At 41.3% G+C, this 20,339-nt stretch carries 17 protein-coding genes; 10 read left to right on the top strand and 7 right to left on the bottom strand.

From position 1 onward, the window contains the following. Positions 1–6 precede the first annotated feature (6 nt). Positions 7–744 carry a pseudouridine synthase gene (locus ACE01U_RS13540; protein WP_395579712.1) on the bottom strand — a complete coding sequence of 246 codons (738 nt, stop codon included), beginning with the start codon at positions 742–744 and terminating at the stop codon, positions 7–9. Positions 745–879: 135 nt separating this feature from the next. Here ACE01U_RS13540 and ACE01U_RS13535 point away from each other — a divergent pair, with 135 nt between their 5' ends. Both ACE01U_RS13535 and ACE01U_RS13530 read left to right on the top strand, forming a co-directional pair. Continuing rightward, complete coding sequence (locus ACE01U_RS13535) at positions 880–1,338, top strand: DUF441 domain-containing protein (protein WP_086210162.1); 459 nt, start codon at positions 880–882, stop codon at positions 1,336–1,338. Positions 1,339–1,586: 248 nt separating this feature from the next. Next, positions 1,587–2,807 carry an MFS transporter gene (locus ACE01U_RS13530; RefSeq protein ID WP_395579710.1) on the top strand — a complete coding sequence of 407 codons (1,221 nt, stop codon included), beginning with the start codon at positions 1,587–1,589 and terminating at the stop codon, positions 2,805–2,807. Positions 2,808–2,894: 87 nt separating this feature from the next. Here the strand turns inward: ACE01U_RS13530 and ACE01U_RS13525 are convergent, their stop codons facing one another. From ACE01U_RS13525 to ACE01U_RS13515, 3 genes are all read right to left on the bottom strand, one after another. Next, a complete protein-coding gene (locus ACE01U_RS13525) occupies positions 2,895–3,878 on the bottom strand; it encodes an ion transporter (protein WP_395579708.1) in 984 nt (327 codons plus the stop codon). 101 nt (positions 3,879–3,979) lie between these two features. Beyond that, entirely contained in the window at positions 3,980–5,695 is a 1,716-nt protein-coding gene (locus ACE01U_RS13520) for an AAA family ATPase (protein WP_395579707.1), read from the bottom strand. A gap of 116 nt (positions 5,696–5,811) precedes the next feature. Further along, a complete protein-coding gene (locus ACE01U_RS13515) occupies positions 5,812–7,785 on the bottom strand; it encodes a hypothetical protein (RefSeq protein WP_395579705.1) in 1,974 nt (657 codons plus the stop codon). Between the two features lie 238 nt (positions 7,786–8,023). Between ACE01U_RS13515 and mdh the strand changes: the two genes are divergently transcribed. Next, positions 8,024–9,235 carry an iron-dependent methanol dehydrogenase gene (gene mdh / locus ACE01U_RS13510; protein WP_086210167.1) on the top strand — a complete coding sequence of 404 codons (1,212 nt, stop codon included), beginning with the start codon at positions 8,024–8,026 and terminating at the stop codon, positions 9,233–9,235. 192 nt (positions 9,236–9,427) lie between these two features. Beyond that, a complete protein-coding gene (locus tag ACE01U_RS13505) occupies positions 9,428–10,399 on the top strand; it encodes an alpha/beta hydrolase (RefSeq protein WP_395579702.1) in 972 nt (323 codons plus the stop codon). 45 nt (positions 10,400–10,444) lie between these two features. On the opposite strand, the gene ACE01U_RS13500 is transcribed toward ACE01U_RS13505, so the two are convergent. After that, positions 10,445–11,620 carry a helix-turn-helix domain-containing protein gene (locus ACE01U_RS13500; RefSeq protein WP_086210169.1) on the bottom strand — a complete coding sequence of 392 codons (1,176 nt, stop codon included), beginning with the start codon at positions 11,618–11,620 and terminating at the stop codon, positions 10,445–10,447. 198 nt (positions 11,621–11,818) lie between these two features. Between ACE01U_RS13500 and exaC the strand changes: the two genes are divergently transcribed. From exaC to eutC, 4 genes are all read left to right on the top strand, one after another. Next, the gene (gene exaC, locus ACE01U_RS13495) at positions 11,819–13,330 is read left to right on the top strand and encodes an acetaldehyde dehydrogenase ExaC (RefSeq protein ID WP_395579701.1); all 1,512 of its coding nucleotides are present in this window, start codon (positions 11,819–11,821) and stop codon (positions 13,328–13,330) included. 211 nt (positions 13,331–13,541) lie between these two features. Further along, on the top strand, positions 13,542–14,984 hold the full coding sequence (gene eat / locus ACE01U_RS13490; RefSeq protein WP_395579700.1) for an ethanolamine permease: 1,443 nt from the start codon (positions 13,542–13,544) through the stop codon (positions 14,982–14,984). Between the two features lie 14 nt (positions 14,985–14,998). Continuing rightward, complete coding sequence (locus ACE01U_RS13485) at positions 14,999–16,384, top strand: ethanolamine ammonia-lyase subunit EutB (RefSeq protein WP_110975885.1); 1,386 nt, start codon at positions 14,999–15,001, stop codon at positions 16,382–16,384. 10 nt (positions 16,385–16,394) lie between these two features. Then, entirely contained in the window at positions 16,395–17,210 is an 816-nt protein-coding gene (gene eutC / locus ACE01U_RS13480) for an ethanolamine ammonia-lyase subunit EutC (protein ID WP_395579698.1), read from the top strand. A gap of 49 nt (positions 17,211–17,259) precedes the next feature. Here the strand turns inward: eutC and ACE01U_RS13475 are convergent, their stop codons facing one another. Both ACE01U_RS13475 and ACE01U_RS13470 read right to left on the bottom strand, forming a co-directional pair. Beyond that, positions 17,260–17,850 carry a 2-hydroxychromene-2-carboxylate isomerase gene (locus ACE01U_RS13475; protein ID WP_086210242.1) on the bottom strand — a complete coding sequence of 197 codons (591 nt, stop codon included), beginning with the start codon at positions 17,848–17,850 and terminating at the stop codon, positions 17,260–17,262. 11 nt (positions 17,851–17,861) lie between these two features. After that, entirely contained in the window at positions 17,862–18,629 is a 768-nt protein-coding gene (locus tag ACE01U_RS13470; protein ID WP_151707437.1) for an SDR family oxidoreductase, read from the bottom strand. A gap of 94 nt (positions 18,630–18,723) precedes the next feature. On the opposite strand from ACE01U_RS13470, the gene ACE01U_RS13465 reads away from it, so the two are divergent. Next, positions 18,724–19,296 carry a TetR/AcrR family transcriptional regulator gene (locus ACE01U_RS13465; RefSeq protein WP_086210176.1) on the top strand — a complete coding sequence of 191 codons (573 nt, stop codon included), beginning with the start codon at positions 18,724–18,726 and terminating at the stop codon, positions 19,294–19,296. Positions 19,297–19,402: 106 nt separating this feature from the next. Continuing rightward, entirely contained in the window at positions 19,403–20,122 is a 720-nt protein-coding gene (locus ACE01U_RS13460) for a glutamine amidotransferase (RefSeq protein ID WP_395579696.1), read from the top strand. The last annotated feature ends 217 nt before the right edge of the window (positions 20,123–20,339 follow it).

Here is a 20,339-nt window from a genome sequence, read left to right as displayed (position 1 = left end):
ACTGATTTATATGCCGTTTTCATGAGGGCTGCTAAGACGAGTCTTGGCTAAAGCGACTTGTTCCTCATTTAAATACACCCATCTTCCCTCGACTAAATCAGACAATGTGATTAAGTCGAGTTCTCCAATTTGCTGACGATGCAAACATTCCACCTTATTGCCGACAGCTGCAAGCATACGCTTTACTTGATGATACACTCCCTGATGCACCGTCATTTGCAGTTCACATTCAGCTAATCGTTTTACCCCTGTTGCTGCAAATATCCCTTTTTCATTACGTAACTCAACGCCTTGTTCTAACTGCTGGATTTGTTCATCTGTAATAGGATCAGCCGTTTGCATGCGATACACTTTGGCCACATGCTTTTTAGGATGTGTCAATGCCTGTAAAAACTGACCATCATCAGTAAGCAACAACAAGCCAGTCGTGTCTTGATCCAGACGTCCAACACACTGAATACCACGATTCAAGAGCACATCATCAAACAAATCAAAAACACTAAAGTGGTGTGTTGCCTGATGTGAACACTCATAACCCTGAGGTTTATTTAAGGCAATATAGACTTTTTCACGATATTCAAAACTCTCATCATGTACTTTAAAGTGCAAACCATCTAATTTGAGTTTATGTTTAGGGTCTGTAATGATCTGCCCATCAATTTCGATGGTTGCATTTTTAATCAACTGTTGGCAATGCTTCCGCGAACCGAATCCTTGCGACTGCAACATTTTTTCCAACAGCATCAGCACACCACTTTTTCAAATAAAGGCTCATTTTATACTGAAATACAGGAACATCAATCAAAGGACTCGTATCATTCGGCAGACTGGCTAAAAAAACGTTACAATGCACATGTTTTTTTGACCAGTCTCCCCCCTATGCCGAACTTAGATTTGAACCTGATCGTCCTCCTCATCCTGCTGGCTTGCGGTATTTTCAGTCACAATTCTGCGGTAACCATTGCTGCGGCTGTACTCATTATTTTACGCATGACGCCACTGAGCGAATACTTCCCGCTAATCCAACAACATGGATTAAATATCGGCATTATTATTTTAACGATTGCCGTTTTAGTTCCTATTGCCAGTGGTAAAATTAGCGGTGAAAGTATTTTTAAATCTTTCTTAAGCCTTAAATCATTACTAGCGATTGCGATTGGCGTTTTAGTTGCATGGTTAGGTGGACGCGGTGTGAAACTCATGTCGAATCAACCAGATGTAGTTGCAGGTCTGTTGGTTGGAACTGTAGCAGGGGTTGCATTACTGCGTGGTGTACCTGTGGGCCCATTAATTGCCGCAGGTCTACTGACCTTATTAATTGGGACGGGACAATCTTAAATACATGTATCGTAGCTGAAGTCACATTTCAAATATTCACTGAGTTGGCGCTATTTTTGCTTTATCTAAATTAGGCATGACTTTATGGAATAATCAATTAAATGTAGACAAACCAATAGATACTGTATTTAAGAATACTCAGGCATCGCATAGATTTTAGTGTTATTGAATTAACTTATAATATTTTTGAACAACCTAATTTTTATGTGATAAAGAACGTATAATATTTTTCATTTCACTCTCTATTTATGTCCATTCAAAAAAATAGCAGCCCATCAACAGGTCACTTATCTGTCATTATTTTAGCCTTGGCACTCGGTGGTTTTTGTATTGGTACGACTGAATTCGTTGCGATGGGACTCATCCAAGAGATATCGCAGAGTTTCAAGCTTAGTATCCCTATCACAGGGCATTTTATTAGTGCTTATGCTTTGGGCGTGACAATTGGCGCGCCTGTCATTGCCATTTTGGCTGCAAAAGTGCCACGAAAAATACTCTTAATTGGACTCATGTTGTTTTATGGCATTGCCAATGCAAGCACCGCACTTGCAAATAGTTATGAGTCTATGCTTATTTCTCGTTTTATCGCAGGCTTTCCACACGGCGCATACTTTGGTATTGCTGCTCTCGTGGTTGCAGAGTTTGCTGGTAAACAAAAGCGTGCTTTTGCTGTTGCAATGCTGATGATGGGCCTAAATGTCGCGACCGTGATTGGCGTACCTCTTGCAACTTGGCTCGGACAACTCTATGGTTGGCGGGCAGGTTTTGAGTTTTCGGCATCTATCGCATTTTTAACTGTTGTCGCGATTTGTTTTGGCCTACCCCAAATGCAACGTGATCACACTGCAAGCATTCAAAATGAGCTCCGCGGACTTAAAAATACACAAATGTGGATGACTCTTGCTGTAGGGGCAATTGGTTTTGGTGGACTCTTTTCGGTTTATAGTTATGTATCACCCATTTTGACTGAATATACCCATGCCAGCATTCAAGTTGTTCCTTTTGCACTGGCATGTATCGGGCTAGGTTTAGTAATTGGAGGTGCTGTTGCAGGACACTTTGCCGATAAAAACCTAAACAAAGCCATCATTTGGGTATTGATATCCAATGCCTGTTCTTATGTGCTTTGTGCATTATCAATGGATCATCTTGCGACGGCTCTTATTGCGCTATTTTTAGTGAGTTTCAGTATTGCTGGTCTAGGACCTTTACTGCAAACCCGCTTAATGGATGTTGCTGGTCATGCCCAAGGTCTAGCTGCTTCACTCAATCACTCTGCCTTTAATATTGCCAATGCTTTTGGTGCTTTTATTGGTGGCTGGCTCATTAGCCAAAATCTGGGCTGGTTAGCACCGATTTGGGTAGGTACCTTATTAAGTCTAGGCGGTCTAATCATCTTGCTACTCGCCTTTCAGCATGAAAAAAAGTCAATGTCTATATCTAAAGATGATGTAAATCAAACCTGTTAGACCAATCTAGATTTCTATTCAGATAAAGTAAGGCATGTGTATCAACATTCGATTTGAACGTTGATACACATGCCTCTTTACACCGATTTATTCAGGTAGCTTCTTCCCACAATGTGGACAATACGCATACTGATCACGCTCTTGTTTTAATGACTCTTCTTTTTGCTCACGTATAAGCTGCAAAATAATATCTTGTGTTTGTTCTTTGGTCAGTCCAACCTCTTTACGAACTTCCTCAATTTTTTCTGTTTCTAGGACAAAGTCAATGTCGCTATTCTGGATTAACTCTCGAAATCTGAGTTCTAGTTGTTCTTTGCGCTGCTCTAGTTCATTGGCCAAACCATTTGCCAAGATACCTGCGGGTAATGCTGCTAAACCTACACCTAAAATAGTAATGATCGCACCCAAGAAACGTCCTAGCGGTGTAATAGGTGTCACATCGCCATACCCTACGGTGGTCAGTGTAACCACAGCCCACCACATGGAAGCTGGAATAGAACTAAAAACCTCAGGTTGTGCCTGACTTTCAATTAAATATACCCCCGCAGCCGCCATAATGATCATAATCATTAAAATGAAAATAACCGCTTGAAATGAGCCTTTTTCGCGCTCAATGACCCGCAATAGAATTTGTAGAGAGACAAAGTAGCGGGTTAACTTGAGAAGTCGGAGCAAACGAACGATTCTTAAAAAACGTAAATCGAACTGAACAAAGAAGTTTAAATATGCAGGTAAAATCGCCAAGAGGTCGATAATTGCCCCGCCACTTTTGACCCAATTTAGGCGGTTTTTCCAATCCGACTCAAAACTATTAGCTTCAGTAATTGACCAAAAACGTAAGAGATATTCAATCGTAAAAACGATGATCGAGAAGATTTCAAAATAATAGAAAAAGTCTTGATACAACACATAGTACTTCTGTACCGACTCCAACAGCACAGCAGCAGCATTACTCATAATCAGTACAATGAGGAAATAGTTCAGCCCTCGGCTTAAGGGTGTCTCATAGTCTTCATTATGCAAATTGTTATAAACAAATTTGCGTAACATGTACCAAGCTGTCAATTTCATTACGATTTTACGTTATTCTTATCCCTTAAAATTCAGTTTAACCGAACTTAACAGCAAAGTAAGTAAGAAATTTCGGTACGAATCGTACAACTGCGGCAGCATTATTCAATATAGAGTAAGGCCAAGCGCACTTGGTCATAGCCCATACGCGGATTGGTTAACTCTACAATCGGACGTAGTTTAATTGCGCCATCTTCACTAAAGTGTTCAGCTTGCTGACGTTTCATGAGACGTTTATAAATTTTTCGCACTTGCTCTACCACTTCTTCGCCTGGATGAGCTACAGAAATGTCTAAGCCCTGTTCTTTATGTAGCTTCGCCAAATGGTTGATAATCGTTGCAGCCGTCAACCCTCGCTCTTGGGCGATATCGGCAATTTCATAACCACCTTCAAAAAGTTCACGTGTTTCATCGAGTGTTGCAGAAGCATAGTTGGCTTTACCTGCATTACGGGCAATTTTCTTTTCATTACGCTCAATCTCAACTTCATTGAGCGTTCCGCCACAGTGACGAATAAAGGCCTTGTGTTGTGGCTCTAGATCAATGACCTCAAAGTGTGTTTCGGCTTCATCGGAAAGTTCTTGGAAACGGCGATCTGCTTTAATGGCAAGACTGTCTAGCTCTAAGGCTTGTTCATTAAAACCCAGTAGTCTTAAACCATCCAAAGTCTTTAACCGTGACAAAGCCACATAGCCCTGTCCTTTTTCAAAAGTATGGCTCAGGTTAATTTCTGCTGCTGCTAAAGTCATGCCTTGAGATTTGTGAATGGTGATGGCCCACGCTAAGCGCAATGGAATCTGCTGAAAACTGGCAATGGTTTTACCTGCATCATTGTCCACCGACCATGTTTCAGGCTCAACCACCAGTACTGTACCATCAGTCAGTTTTACTTTTGGTAAGACTCCGAAATCATCATCTTCTTCAAAGCCAACCACCTCACCCAAACTACCGTTAATATACCCCACGTCAAAGTTGTTCTTTACAAACATCACTTTGGCATTTTTCTTGAGAGTGAGGTTTTCAGGTGCGCGTACAGACGACTTTAACGTTTCAATAAGCTTGTCATTGCCATCACACACCGCCTCAAACTGACGACCTTCATTTTCAATTTCATTCAAATGTTTGAAGTTGATGGTGTCCACGTCCATATTATGGGTGTATAAACGTGTGAATATTTCACCAATATCCTGCTGACGTGTGGCTTGTAAAGCTTGCAAATGCTCGGAGCGGATCGTTTGGCTACGGATAGCATTTAAAATATCGTTGAGGTAGTCATTGCCCTGACGGTGCTGTTCGGTCAAATAGCACACACGAAACTTGGCTTCCACCCAAGCATCAGACATAAAACAGAACTTATCGCGATTGCGTTCTTCATTTTTCCCCACGGGTGGTAACTGGAAAAAATCCCCTGCAACAATGACCTGAATTCCACCAAATGGTTCTTCACTTTCTTTAAAGAATTTTAAAACTTTATTGACCAAATTGAGCTGTTTCGCATGTAGCATCGAAATTTCATCAATAATTAACACTTGGGCATTTTCTAAATGCTCTTTTAAATATTTACGTTCTTTCATGCGTTTGAGTTCATCTTCCCCTAACGCATCTTTAATACCTATACCAGCCCAAGTATGAATCGTCATACCATTCATATGTGTTGCAGCTATACCTGTAGAGGCTGTGATCGCCACAGGCACTTTACGGGCTTTTAAGTAATTAATGTATTGGTTCAATGTATAGGTTTTTCCTGCACCAGCGGAACCAGTTAAAAAGACATTTTCGCCCGCTTTTAGAAGTTTGAGTGCAGTTTCTTGCTTCATAAGACCTATACCATTGATGAACGGCTATAGCCTACCGAGTTTTTGCTAAAAAGTTAAGCAGATCTCGTCATATAGAAGTTCTTGTGCGACAAATTAAGTCGAGTGTTGTTGAAATTTTAACAGCCCTTTTGTCGTTCTTGGTTGAGCATCGCAATAAACTGCTCTGCCACTAACACATCGTCAGGAAGTGCCTTTTGGTTGTTTGGATATTCCAACTGATCAAATAACAACTGCCCCGCGATATAATAGCAGCCAAGTGTTAAGTGGCGCTGTGCATCAGTATGACTCATATGAAAGGCCACGTATTCATTGACAATAATTCGTTCAGCAAAGCTTGCCGCTAAACAATGTCTAAACCGACGAGACTCTGCGATGATGCGATCAATATCTTTAAGCTCCTCAAATACCCAACTTTCAATAAAATAATAAGCTTCATGACTGATCGGTTGCCATGACACATGACCGACTTTCCGTTTCAGTTCAGCAAGTAACTCTTGGCTATGTAATTGATCATGCCATTGCACAGCCTGATGAAATAGGCCATTCCATGTGACATTTTTTAAAACATCCTTTTGCGTCTCGAAATGTTCAGGTAAATAATCCCGGACATAAGCATCAAACACCGAAACCCGCAATGGCGGATGATTCAGATAAAAAAGTTGTCTAAAGCTTTCGATAGGCAGTTTGTACTGCTGCAATTGGCGATAAAAATCACGATGTTGTTGGTTTTCTTCACTAAAATAAATCGCTAATTCAACAGGTAGTTTTTGTGCAATTTTATCTAAATGCTGAATGTAAGCCTGCATGACTCGACTCAATTTTGTATAAACTTTTTTACCCCATTCGGGTTGCTGCTGTACTACACGGTGCAGTAGTTCTAACCATTCATCCAAATACAAAATCGACGGGCTGATTGCTATACGCTGATCATCCATATCTTGGCGTCTATTTTTTAAGACGACATGCTGGTTGGCTTCCAACTCAAACCATTGCTGTTCTATAGCATGTTCATAACAGCTTTGGATAAACAAACGTGCTGCAACATGCTGAAAGTACCTTAAAGTTACTAAAATAATTTCAGGATGATAAGACTGTGTATCCAAATAACTCAAAGCAGTCACAGCAACACGTACACTACTATGTTGAATGTTGTGGCTAACCCAGTCTGTCACGACAGCTTTTTGTTTGAATAGCCAATTCACTGTACGTTTTTCATCGAAAATAGGGAGTTTAGCAACTTTTTTTTGCCAAACTTTGGTCTGCACCTCTAAAAAATGTTGCTTTGCCAGCAAATCAGGCAATGACCAAAGATCACGATTCATTAAACGTGCAAAACCCAGCAGTTCAGGCTGCTCTTTCGCATGCGGATACAATAAATAAATATCATGCCCATGATCAATCAGCTCTTGTAAACAAAAACGTTCAGGAAATGCTGTTTCTACGATGCGATAAACATGTGGTTCTAGAAATTGCTTGGCACTAAAACACAGCTCATCATAACTATGCATCAAGGACTGAATAGGCAGAATATCCTCTGCTTGATCTGCATCTAAGTAACATAACTGCTCAAGTAAAGTCAGCAAATTGTTATCCGTTGCTGAAAGTTCTATTCTGCCCACATATTGACACAGTTGCTGAAAGAGCTCTGCATGGCTTTGCTCTATTTCAGTCAAAATCGTTTGGATCCGGCTTAGCCCCCCAACCACAACAAAAACCTGTTGCAATAACAACTGGCGTAACTGTTTTACTTTATTACGTAAATACAAAGAATGCTGTGGAGTCTGCTCACCCACCCAGAAGACAATGTCATGTAAACAAAACTCTTCAAGTGATTCAGCGTAGTGCCCCTTATACATAAACTGTGGGACACAAATCGTTTTGTTTTCGGTCGGTGGATAGAACTGAATATGAAAGCAATGGTTTAAAATTTGAATCTGGCGTTGCTGTGCATCAATCCCCAAAACATTGTGCACACTGAGCGTGGAGAGAAACATAGACTGCTCATGATAAAGTTGCTGAACACTCGGAACAACTTGTCTTAACACGACGGCAAAGTTTTGATATTGCTTAATCCTAGCGTTTCTGTCCACAGTGAATCCTCATCGAATTTGGCGACGTTCATCCCGCTTCAAAACCAATATAAACAATTCCACACATGCAGGCTACGCCTTTTCATCATAGCTATTTTTTCGATTTAGAATCAGTATTTTCCATTTCCTTACGCATGGTAGGTATTTGGTAGGTACACAAGTTTTTTGAATCATTCGATACTCTAAAAACGGTAATGAGCACCGATAACAACATAAATATGGTAGAAGGAATCGCACCATGGCTTTTAAAAATATTGCAGATCAAACGAACGGTTTTTATATCCCTTGTGTTTCACTGTTTGGCCCAGGCTGTGCCAAAGAAATTGGTGGTAAAGCACAAAACCTCGGTGCGAAGAAAGCACTGATCGTAACCGATGCTGGCTTATTCAAATTTGGCGTAGCAGACACCATCGCAGGATATCTCAAAGATGCTGGTGTTGATAGTCATATCTTCCCAGGTGCGGAACCAAACCCAACTGACATTAACGTACATAACGGTGTAACTGCTTATAATGAGCAAGGTTGTGACTTTATCGTGTCTTTAGGCGGTGGTTCATCTCATGACTGCGCAAAAGGTATTGGGCTTGTCACTGCTGGTGGTGGTCATATTCGTGACTACGAAGGGATTGATAAAAGCACCGTTCCAATGACTCCTCTGATTGCAATCAACACAACAGCAGGTACAGCTTCAGAAATGACGCGCTTCTGTATTATTACCAATACAGATACTCATGTAAAAATGGCGATTGTAGACTGGCGCTGTACTCCTCTTATTGCAATTGATGATCCTAAACTGATGATTGCAAAACCTGCAAGCTTAACAGCAGCAACAGGTATGGATGCATTAACCCATGCGGTAGAGGCTTATGTATCAACAGCTGCTAACCCAATTACCGATGCTTGTGCCGAGAAAGCCATTTCGATGATCAGTGAGTGGTTAAGCCCAGCCGTTGCAAACGGTGAGAACCTTGAAGCACGTGATGCCATGAGTTATGCACAATACTTAGCAGGTATGGCATTTAACAATGCATCTCTAGGTTATGTTCATGCAATGGCACACCAACTTGGTGGCTTCTATAACCTACCACACGGTGTATGTAACGCAGTTTTACTGCCACATGTATGTGAGTTCAACTTAATTGCCTGCCCTGATCGTTATGCACGTATTGCAGAACTGATGGGAGTCAACACCGCAGGTTTAACTGTGACAGAAGCTGGCTATGCTGCCATTGATGCGATTCGTGAATTATCTGCATCTATTGGTATTCCATCAAGCTTGTCTGAACTGGGTGTAAAAGAACAAGATTTGGGCATTATGTCTGAAAACGCGCAAAAAGATGCCTGCATGCTGACTAACCCTCGTAAAGCAACCCATGCTCAAGTGGTTGACATCTTTAAAGCGGCGCTCAAATCAAGTGCTTCAGTAGTAGATTTTAAAGCGGCTGTCTAAGTTCTCTCCTTAACACTTTGTTTGCTTTGACAATTTAAGTGGAATGAAACAGACGTCCATACTGTTTCATTCGGGTAAGCCTAATCCTTGCTTACCTTTGCACTTAAATTGTCTTTTTTTATTTGTGGTTGACAAAAATTCTGACTTCATCAAGGATAAGGGAACTCATGACAATAACAACCAGAGTGAACTATGTCAGCACTACAAAACCCGCTTGCGTATCAACCAGATGTCCTTGGTGAAGACTACGAACAACTCAAACTCAGTTTTGCTAATGACTACGAAGGTGAAGTTTGCGCAACTCTCATTCGTAAAAAAGCCACGCAAACCACAACCAAAGCAGTGCTGTATATTCATGGATTTATTGACTACTTCTTCCAAACAGAAATGGCTGAACAGTTCAATCAGCATGGTTACGACTTTTACGCACTTGATTTAAGAAAATATGGTCGCTCCCGTTTAAGCCACCAAAACTACTACAATGTCCGTGATCTGCGCGAATATGACGATGAAATTACTCAAGCTCTTGAGATTATTGGTGCTGAAGGTCATCTTTCTGTTGTACTGGCAGGACACTCGACTGGTGGTTTGATTACCACACTATATGTAGCGCACCATCCACAACACCCTCTAATCAAAGCGCTATGGGCCAACAGTCCTTTTTATGATTTTAATATGCATCCAATTAAACGCAAACTTGGCGTGCCACAACTCAGCCGACTTGCAAAGCATTTCCCAGACTTAAAATTTCCAAGTGAACTGAATAAGTGGTATGTACCAAGCCTACATCAAAGTGAACACGGCGAGTGGAACTTTGATTTGCAGTGGAAACAACCAAGTTATTCTATGGTTCGCATCAGTTTTGTCCGTGCAATCCATGAAGCGCAAAAAGAAATTCATCGTGGCGGTTTAAAGCTTTCTGTTCCTGCACTGATTATGCATTCACATCAAACACTCAACCCCAAAAAATGGGGCGTAGCTGCACAAACCAGTGATGTAATTTTAGATGTCAAAGACATTGAAAAACAGGCGAAAAATCTACAAGGTGACATCTGTGTCGAGACCATTCAAAATGGTTTACACGACTTAGTCTTATCTGCACCAGATGTTCGTGCCGAAGTCTATACCAAGCTATTTCAGTGGCTAGAACAAAAGAATATTTAATCGCAGAATTTTTATTAACCTATTCCATAACTCAAATCAAAACTATTAAATTTTGTATTTCTCAAGTAGCTGATGCGCCGGGTGTCCACTCGGTGTCAGCTCAATAAGTCGTTCAACAGCATCAATTGCTTCTGGGTAGCGTGCTACATGCTTAAAGAGCATATCAGTTTCATTGGCTTTAAAAATCGCGCTACTTAAACGTGACTCCAAACAGTCGCGCCATGCGCAAAGAAACGGACTTTCTGTTTTAGGCAATAATACACCTGAGCAAAGCTTTAAAGCCGTCTCGATATATGCAGCATCTAATGCCTGCTCTGCTTGTAGGAAATCTGCTTCTATATGCGCCAAAATTCGGTAAGGACGAGATCCCAACATTCCCCCCAACAGATCCCTTAATTGCGACATTTCTGCTTTAAGTGTGCCTATACTCACTTTTCGCTCACCATATAAAGCCTGATGTAAGGTATCTAAAGTCATACCTTGTGGACATAGCGCTAAAATAGTCAGAATTTCAATTTGACGTGGTGTGAGCACCATCACTTTGCCATTAAAAAGCACTTGTGGCACACCAAAAGCACGAATATACAGTTGTTGACGCTGGTATTCCAATAATGCTGTTTGAATGATAGATGCACAGCGCTCTGCTGCCAGTAAACCAAGGCTATTATGATTTTTCCATGTGGTCGATAAATCAATTACCCCCAAAACATGTTTTGAATAAGGGTCGATGATTGGTGCTGCATAGCAAACCCAATCATGGATGGAACTCATATAATGTTCATTAGAAAACACACAACTCGATTGTTGGGTTTTAAGTGACAATGCCAATGCATTAGTCCCCACCAACTCCTCTCTCCACTGCCCGCCTTCTACAAAATGTACACTTTCCGCAGCATTACGCATTTGCTTACTTGAAGCACTCCAAATAATCGTACTACCAATATCACCCACAGCAACGACCATTGAGGACTGCTGTGCAATATGCTTGAGCTCATCCGCGCAGTAACTTAAAGCATGTTGTAATGCTGAACCTTGTGACATCGAACCTTCAGAAATGGGCGCTGCAAAACGATCCTTAGGAATCTCTGCCGAATTAGAACGCTGCCACGAACTTGCAATGCTTTTTCCGAGCTGTTCAGCTTGTACCGTCGAAATACTGCTGCTGGTTCTAAGCTTTTCTATTTCTTGTCTTTTCTGTATTAAATGTTGCATTGCCATCATTCCTTATTCTCAAAACAATTCCTGATACACATCCACTGTATTGCATGGTTGTAAACATTTGTCGGAAGCTTGTAAACCTGCATCCTTCCAACCTTTTTCCAACCTTATATTAGGTATGCTACTTAAATATTGTACTGATGTACCTTATACCAAAGCTGTAGATGCTTTTAAAAAATCAATAAGCAAAGGAACTTCAATATGCGCTACGTAGACCCTAACCAACCTGGTTCAAAAGTAGAATTTAAAGCACAGTATGAAAACTTTATTGGTGGCGAGTGGGTTGCTCCAATAAAAGGTGAATACTTTGAAAATATCTCTCCTGTCGACGGTAAAGCCTTTACTAAAATCCCACGTTCATCTGCTGAAGATATTGAGCTTGCTCTCGATGCTGCACACAAAGCTAAAGCACAATGGAATAAATCTTCTCCAACTACACGTTCTAATTTACTCCTTAAAATTGCTGATCGTCTAGAGGAAAATCTAGAGAAATTGGCTGTAGCTGAAACTTGGGATAACGGTAAACCAGTACGTGAAACCTTAGCTGCAGATATTCCACTTGCAATTGATCATTTCCGATATTTTGCAGGTTGTATTCGTGCACAAGAAGGTGGTATTTCTGAAATTGATGAAGACACTATTGCCTATCACTTCCACGAGCCATTAGGTGTTGTGGGACAAATTATTCCATGGAACTTCCCAATTTTAATGGCAACATGGAAAATTGCTCCAGCCCTTGCAGCAGGTAACTGTATTGTTCTTAAACCAGCTGAGCAAACGCCTGTAAGTATTTTAGTCTTGGTTGAACTGATTCAAGACTTACTCCCACCAGGCATTTTAAACATTGTAAATGGTTATGGAGTTGAAGTAGGCCGTCCACTTGCAACTAACCCACGTATTGCAAAAATTGCATTCACAGGCTCAACCGCTGTTGGGCAAATGATTATGCAGTATGCAACTGAAAATATTATTCCAGTAACTTTAGAGCTTGGTGGTAAATCTCCTAACATCTTCTTTGAAGATATTATGGATCAAGACGATGATTATCTTGACAAAGCGCTTGAAGGCTTTGCTATGTTTGCGTTGAACCAAGGTGAGATTTGTACTTGCCCTTCACGTGCATTAGTTCAAGAAAGCATAGCCGATAAATTCTTGGAAAAAGCAATTGAACGTGTCAAACGCATCAAAACAGGTCACCCACTAGACACTGAAACGATGATTGGTGCACAAGCTTCTTTAGAACAACAAGAGAAAATTTTAGGCTGTATCGCAACAGGACGTAATGAAGGTGCTCAATTACTGACGGGTGGTAGTGAACGTAATGAAGTGGGTACAGGTTTCTATATCGAACCAACCATTTTCAAAGGCACAAACGACATGAAAATTTTCCAAGAGGAAATTTTTGGACCAGTGCTTTCGGTTACAACGTTCAAAGACTTTGATGATGCGATTAAAATTGCAAATGACACCATTTACGGTCTAGGTGCAGGAGTATGGTCACGTTCTGCTCATACGTCTTATCGCGCGGGTCGTGCAATTGAAGCGGGTCGTGTTTGGACCAACTGTTATCATATCTACCCTGCGCATGCGGCATTTGGTGGTTACAAAAAATCTGGCATTGGTCGTGAAAACCACAAAATGATGCTTGATCATTACCAACAAACTAAAAACTTGCTTGTAAGCTATGCCACTAAGCCAATGGGCTTCTTCTAAGCATAAATATATTTGTGCATGATGTGTTTAGGGTGATTCGTTACCCTAAACACCTTCAACCTTCAACCTTCAACCTTCAACCTTCAAAAATAATAATTTATCTCTGCGTTACACACAAAATTAGACAGGATGTCTGATTGCTTGGTACTGAAATTGCTTAAACATTGTATGAACCAAGCCATCTATAAAAACTTAAGATATGGAGCTTCCTATGACAGACTCTCCGCTTAAAGATTCAATATCTTTATCAACACAAACAGTGCAAACTTCTGACGATTATTTTGAAAAAAGACAACTTAAACAAGGTGCTGTCGGCTGGCTACTTTTAGTCGGTTTAGGCGTGGCTTATGTCATTTCTGGTGACTTTGCAGGCTGGAACTTCGGTTTAGCTCAAGGTGGCTGGGGCGGTATGTTCATTGCAACAGTCGTAGTTGCCATTATGTATCTATGTATGTGCCTTGCCATGTCTGAAATGGCGACCATGCTTCCCACGGCTGGTGGAGGTTATAGTTTCGCCCGCACCGCTTTCGGCCCCTTAGGCGGTTATCTCACAGGTACTGCAATTTTAATCGAGTATGCCATCGCACCTGCTGCTATTGCGTGCTTTATTGGTGCTTATTGTGAATCATTATTTGGTATCGGTGGATGGATCATCTATTTGATCTGCTATCTGATTTTTATGGGCATTCATCTCAAAGGTGCGGGTGAGGCACTGAAAATCATCTTTGTGATTACCGCAGTTGCTGCTGTGGCCTTATTTGTATTTTTCGTCGCAATGGCACCCTATTTCAACAGTGCCAATCTGTTTAATATTGCTCAAACTGAAAATATTGGGGCAAGCAATTTCTTACCTATGGGCTATATTGGGATATGGGCTGCCGTGCCTTATGCAATTTGGTTCTTCTTAGCCGTTGAGGGTGTACCACTTGCAGCAGAAGAAGCTAAAGATCCATCTAAATCACTCCCGCGTGGTTTAATCGGTTCTATGCTTATCCTTGCTGCATTTGCCATGCTCATTTTGTTCCTTGGTGTTGGAGCAGCTGGTGCAGATCAATTAAAAGAATCAGGTGCCCCATTGGTCGATGCACTTGTTGCAGTCTATGGACCAAATACGTGGCTTGCTAGTTTTGTCAATTTTGTGGGTTTGGCCGGCTTAATTGCAAGTTTCTTCTCTATTATCTACGCCTATTCACGCCAAATTTTTGCCTTATCTCGTGCAGGTTATTTACCGACATCCCTATCACTCACAAATAAAAATAAAGCACCTTATTTAGCCATTATCATCCCTGGCATCATTGGCTTTTTACTGTCGCTAACTGGTGAAGGTGATCTACTCATTTTAATGGCCGTGTTTGGTGCGACTATATCCTATGTTTTAATGATGCTGTCCCACATCAAACTCCGCATCAGTCGCCCTGAACTACCACGCCCATACAAAACACCAGGTGGCATTGCGACTTCATCTATTGCCTTAATTTTAGCCAGTATCGCAGTAATTGCAGGCTTTGTGGTTGACCCTAAAGTTTGGTTTATGGCGGCTGGTATCTATGTGGTATTTATTGCTTACTTCATCTTTTATAGTCGGCATAAACTGGTGCAAGGAACACCTGAAGAAGAGTTTGAAAATATTCGCAAGGCTGAGCAAGAATTATAAGAGGACCTTTCAAAATGGCTTATAAAACTTTGATTGGACATCAACATTATGTTTTTAATGACTTAAAAACGCTTATGGCAAAGGCAACACCATTGCGATCGGGAGATCAATTGGCAGGTGTTGCAGCTGAACATGCAACGGAACGTGTTGCTGCACAAATGGCTTTGGCAGAGGTTCCACTCAAACAATTTTTAACTGAGGCATTAATTGACTATGAACAAGATGAAATCACACGCTTAATCATTGATGAGCACCGTAGTGATTTATTTGCCCCTATTTCACATTTCACTGTAGGTGACTTTCGCAACTGGTTGCTCAGTGCAGATGCAAGTACAGAAAAGTTACAGCAACTTGCCTTAGGCTTAACACCTGAAATGGTAGCCGCTGTCAGTAAAATTATGCGTAATCAAGACTTGATTTTGGTGGCCAGCAAATGTGAAGTCATCACCCAATTTCGCAACACCATCGGTTTAAAAGGGCATCTTTCCACTCGTTTGCAACCCAATCACCCTACAGATGATCTCTTGGGGATATCGGCCAGTATTTTGGACGGACTGATGTATGGCAATGGTGATGCAGTAATAGGGATTAACCCCGCAACGGATAACCTCCAAAATTTATCAGAGCTCTTAAAACTCCTTGATCATATTATTCAAGAGCATCAAATTCCAACCCAATCTTGTGTGCTAACCCATATCAGTTCAGGCATTCAACTGGCTGAAAGAAATGTGCCGATTGATCTGATGTTTCAATCTATTGCAGGAACTCAACTTGCCAACGACGGCTTCGGGATTAATCTTGAGTTACTCCGTGAAGGTTATGAAGCGACACTCGCTTTGAAACGCGGCACTGTGGGACAAAACGTGATGTACTTTGAAACGGGTCAAGGCAGTGCTTTATCCAGCAATGCCCATCACGGCGTTGATCAACAAACCATAGAAGTTCGCGCTTATGCAGTCGCACGTAAATTTAACCCACTGTTGGTCAATACCGTGGTTGGATTTATTGGTCCAGAATATTTATATAATGGCAAACAAATTATCCGAGCAGGTTTAGAAGATCATTTTTGTGGCAAGCTTCTCGGCTTACCAATGGGATGTGACATTTGCTATACCAACCATGCCGATGCTGACCAAAATGACATGGATGTATTACTCACCCTCTTTGGTGCAGCAGGGTTGAACTTTATTATGGGCATTCCAGGTTCAGACGATGTCATGCTGAACTATCAAACCACATCGTTTCATGATGCCTTGTATTTAAGACAGCTTCTGGGTCTAAAAGCCGCACCTGAATTTGATACGTGGCTCGCCGAACAAGGAATTTTTAAACAACAGCAACAATACATTCAGTGGCCTGAACACATGCCACCTCAGTTTGAAAAACTTTTACATATATAAGGAGCAACCTATGTCACTTGTTCCTCTCGAAAACTATCAATCCGAACAGCATCAGGATGTTTGGGAAAATCTTAAAAAATTTACCGATGCACGAATTGCAATCGGACGTGCAGGTTGTAGTATTCCTACGCATGAAATGCTGAAATTCCAACTGGCCCATGCTGAAGCACAGGATGCAGTACATCAAGCTTTAGATGTCGATCTATTGGTCTCTAGTTTTAAAACCCAAAGTTTGGATAGTTTAACCGTACATAGCCAAGCCGAAGACAAGCAGGAATATCTAAAACGTCCAGATCTAGGGCGTTTGCTTAATAGTGAATCCTATCGTGGCTTACAAATGTTTAAAGCAAGTAACCCACAAGCTTATGATGTTTGTATTGTGATTGGGGATGGTCTTTCTGCACGTGCAATTGAAGAAAATGCCGTACCGTTTATTCAGCACCTCATCCCGCATTTGCAAGCTGAGCATTGGTCTATTGCTCCTATCGTTATTGCAACAGGCAGCCGAGTTGCTTTGGGTGACCAAGTTGCCGAATGCCTACACGCTACAATGTTGGTCATGCTGATTGGAGAACGCCCTGGTCTCAGCTCACCAGACAGCATGGGGATTTATTACACATGGAAAGCTAGTACTGGTACCCTAGACGCAAAAAGAAACTGTATTTCTAATGTTCGTCCTGCGGGTTTAAGTATTCTAATTGCAACACAACGACTAATGTCGCTCATGCGTGGTTCAAAAAAACTTGGCTATTCTGGGGTTGAGCTAAAAGACGAACACGAAATGGTGAGTCTGGACACTGCGCATGCCCCTAAACGTTTATTTTAATTCTGAAGCAGATTAGCAATTACTTTGGCTAATCTGCTCTCTATCTAACTTACTTTTGCAGTGCTTGCTCAACAAAATGTAAGCGATCTTGTCCCCAGTACATCTCATCCCGCACAAAGAATGTCGGTGCACCGAAAATGCCCCGTTGAATGGCCAGTTCCGTTTCAGTGATCAGTTTTTGCTTCACCACATCCGACTGAACCATACTCATGATGTCATCTACAGAAAAGCCACTTGGTTTTAACACCTCTGCTAAGACAGCAGGTTCATTAAGGTTTTTGGGTGTACCAAACATCGCATCGAATAAAAGTTTTAAAACTTGCTCAAACTTTTCTAAATGCAACAATTGAACGCCTGTCAAAATACGCATCAAGGTTAAAGTATTCATGGGAAAATGTGGGTTCATTTGCATGGGAATGCCGTAATAATCCGCCCAACGCTGCATATCTAACATGGAATAAATACCTTTACTCGGAATCTCTATCGGACTTCTATTCCCTGTCTCCTTAAATACGCCACCCAATAAAATAGGTTTATATATGATTTGAAAACTTTGTTGCTCGGCCATTTGCCGTAACCGATAGTAGGCCAAATAACTATACGGGCTGCCCAAGTCAAAATAAAATTCTACGGTTTTCATGCTTTGTCCTTTTACCACGTTTCCATCCAAGGTCTTAAATCCAACTCATGCGTCCATGCATCACGCGGTTGTTGCGACAAATGCCAATAATTTTCTGCAATATGTACAGGGTTTAAAATGCCATCCTGCTCTTTACGTGCATACAACTCTGGGAAAGTGTCTTTGATGAAGTCTGTATCAATTGCACCATCAACCACCACATGGGCTACATGAATATTTTTAGGTCCCAATTCACGCGCCATACTTTGGGCTAAGGCACGTAATGCATGCTTTGCACCTGCAAAAGCGGCAAAGTTTGCTGCACCTCTTATTCCTGCGGTTGCCCCTGTGAAGATAATGCTCCCTCGTTCCCGTAGTACCATTCGCTTCGCTACTTCACGCCCTGTCAAAAATGCACCGAAGCATGCCATCTCCCAAATTTTAAAATACTTACGTGCAGTTTCTTCTAAAATGCTACACGGCACATTCGCCCCAATGTTAAACACCAAAACATCAATTTCACCAATATTGGCTTCAATTTCTTCCACCAAAGCAATGACTTGATCTTCTTTACGTGCATCGGAAGCAAAACCATACGCAATCCCCCCTTCAGCCTCTATGTCCGCAATTAAGGGCTGGAGCTTTTCGGCATTTCTTCGCGTCATACAGCTGATATAACCGCCACGGGCAAAACGTTTGGCAATTTCCCCCCCTGTTGCATCGCCTGCACCAATCACCAATGCCACTTTCTTTTTAGCTTCGGTCAATTGCGACTGTTGTTCTTGCTGTGTTCTATCCATAAATATTTTCCTTTTATAAAATAACGATCGTTATTATAACGATCACTATGTTATAGTTTTCAAAATCAGTCAATAATATTTTGATGAAATCACTATGCGCTACAAAACAGGCTATAAAGAAGAAAAACGTAAAGAGTTACTTAAAATCAGTGGCCAACTGGCCAAAAAACAAGGTTTTGCCAGTACTGGTGTCGATAGCTTTATGCAAGCCGCTCAAATGACCAGCGGCGCTTTTTATTCACATTTTTCGTCAAAACACGAATTATTTGAAGCACTCATTGAGTCAGAGCTACAACACAGTTTTCAGGCATGGCAAGCCAATCCTCATGAAAAACTATCTGACTGGATTGATTTTGAACTAGATCGCTATTTAGCTTTCTCTCATGTCCTGCGCCCAGATCATGGTTGTGTCATTCCCGCCTTGGCAACAGAAGTTGCACGTAGTAGCGAAAGCACAAAACAATGCTTTCAACAGGAAATGCTTCGTGGTCATGCTTTATTTACACAGCATCTGGGCAGTGAAACACAAGCTTGGGCTGTACTGTGCCAACTGGTCGGAGCTATTGTCATGGCACGCAGCATGGCTGATGAACATTTACAACATGAGATCTTAAACTCAAGTAAATGGATGATTAAAAATATGTTGCAACTTAAACAAAGTGAATGATTTCATTTGTCGTGTTTTTCTACATATTTTCTTCGTTCTTGACTTCAACTTCGGCTCATTTCCCTGTACATTTTTAGGCTCCTTAGTACCAATAAACGAGCCTGTCATGACTGTATTACCTGATACTATTTACGCCATTCAGCATCTTGCGTTTGAAGATCTAGGCGCATGGGAAGATGTGTTATATCAATTGGGTTATCGGGTACGATATTTTGAAGCAGGTAAAGATGACTTAGCTAAAGCATTAAGTTATGACGGTTTAACCGTCATCTTAGGTGGCCCTATCGGGGTATATGAAACCGAAGACTACCCATTTCTACAACAAGAAATAGACCTACTGAAAGTGCGTTTAGAAAAAAATTTACCCACTTTAGGCATTTGCCTCGGTGCACAGTTAATCGCACATGCTTTGGGTGCAAAAGTGTATGCAGGTCATAATAAAGAAATTGGCTGGAGTCAGTTACAGCTCCATACTCTTGAGCATAATCCATTACAAGCACTTGAAGGAACTGAAGTCCTGCATTGGCATGGGGATACGTTTGACCTCCCTGCGCAGGCTGAACTTTTAGCCAGCTCAGAGGTTTATCCTAACCAAGCGTTTCGTGTAGGCAAAAACATTCTCGGTTTACAGTTCCACCCTGAAGTCGCCGCCGATGGTTTAGAAAAATGGTTGATCGGGCATACCGCAGAGCTGCGCCAAGCACGGATTAATATTCCAGCCCTACGTGCAGACAATCTACGTTTTGCAGCACCCTTAGAGCAAGTCTCAGGTCAGGTTATAGCAACGTACATGCAACAGCTGGTTGAAGTGAAAACTGCTTCTTAATACAAATGAAAATGAGTTAAAACTTTATAGAGTATAGTGATACGTTACACATTCTTTTAGTATTGCTTATCTGACATGCTATAAAAAAGCACCTCTGAATCACTGCTGTCCCATAGTTAGAGTTAAATAAAAAAACCTGAGTCCAAAGTAGTTAAAATATAAGTGCGAACAAACACTTCAACTACAAGGATTCAGGTTTTGTCACATCAGAATACTG

The sequence above is a fragment of the Acinetobacter halobius genome (assembly GCF_044130335.1).
Lineage (GTDB): Bacteria > Pseudomonadota > Gammaproteobacteria > Pseudomonadales > Moraxellaceae > Acinetobacter.
Note: the sequence above shows the minus strand (reverse complement) of the source record. Positions and strands in the feature narration are given on the sequence as shown.

Coding starts and splice junctions, on each gene's coding strand:
- ACE01U_RS13540 (WP_395579712.1), bottom strand. CDS start 744: ATGCTGTTGGAAAAAATGTTGCAGTCGCAAGGATTCGGTTCGCGGAAG.
- ACE01U_RS13535 (WP_086210162.1), top strand. CDS start 880: ATGCCGAACTTAGATTTGAACCTGATCGTCCTCCTCATCCTGCTGGCT.
- ACE01U_RS13530 (WP_395579710.1), top strand. CDS start 1,587: ATGTCCATTCAAAAAAATAGCAGCCCATCAACAGGTCACTTATCTGTC.
- ACE01U_RS13525 (WP_395579708.1), bottom strand. CDS start 3,878: ATGAAATTGACAGCTTGGTACATGTTACGCAAATTTGTTTATAACAAT.
- ACE01U_RS13520 (WP_395579707.1), bottom strand. CDS start 5,695: ATGAAGCAAGAAACTGCACTCAAACTTCTAAAAGCGGGCGAAAATGTC.
- mdh (WP_086210167.1), top strand. CDS start 8,024: ATGGCTTTTAAAAATATTGCAGATCAAACGAACGGTTTTTATATCCCT.
- ACE01U_RS13505 (WP_395579702.1), top strand. CDS start 9,428: ATGTCAGCACTACAAAACCCGCTTGCGTATCAACCAGATGTCCTTGGT.
- ACE01U_RS13500 (WP_086210169.1), bottom strand. CDS start 11,620: ATGATGGCAATGCAACATTTAATACAGAAAAGACAAGAAATAGAAAAG.
- exaC (WP_395579701.1), top strand. CDS start 11,819: ATGCGCTACGTAGACCCTAACCAACCTGGTTCAAAAGTAGAATTTAAA.
- eat (WP_395579700.1), top strand. CDS start 13,542: ATGACAGACTCTCCGCTTAAAGATTCAATATCTTTATCAACACAAACA.
- ACE01U_RS13485 (WP_110975885.1), top strand. CDS start 14,999: ATGGCTTATAAAACTTTGATTGGACATCAACATTATGTTTTTAATGAC.
- eutC (WP_395579698.1), top strand. CDS start 16,395: ATGTCACTTGTTCCTCTCGAAAACTATCAATCCGAACAGCATCAGGAT.
- ACE01U_RS13475 (WP_086210242.1), bottom strand. CDS start 17,850: ATGAAAACCGTAGAATTTTATTTTGACTTGGGCAGCCCGTATAGTTAT.
- ACE01U_RS13470 (WP_151707437.1), bottom strand. CDS start 18,629: ATGGATAGAACACAGCAAGAACAACAGTCGCAATTGACCGAAGCTAAA.
- ACE01U_RS13465 (WP_086210176.1), top strand. CDS start 18,724: ATGCGCTACAAAACAGGCTATAAAGAAGAAAAACGTAAAGAGTTACTT.
- ACE01U_RS13460 (WP_395579696.1), top strand. CDS start 19,403: ATGACTGTATTACCTGATACTATTTACGCCATTCAGCATCTTGCGTTT.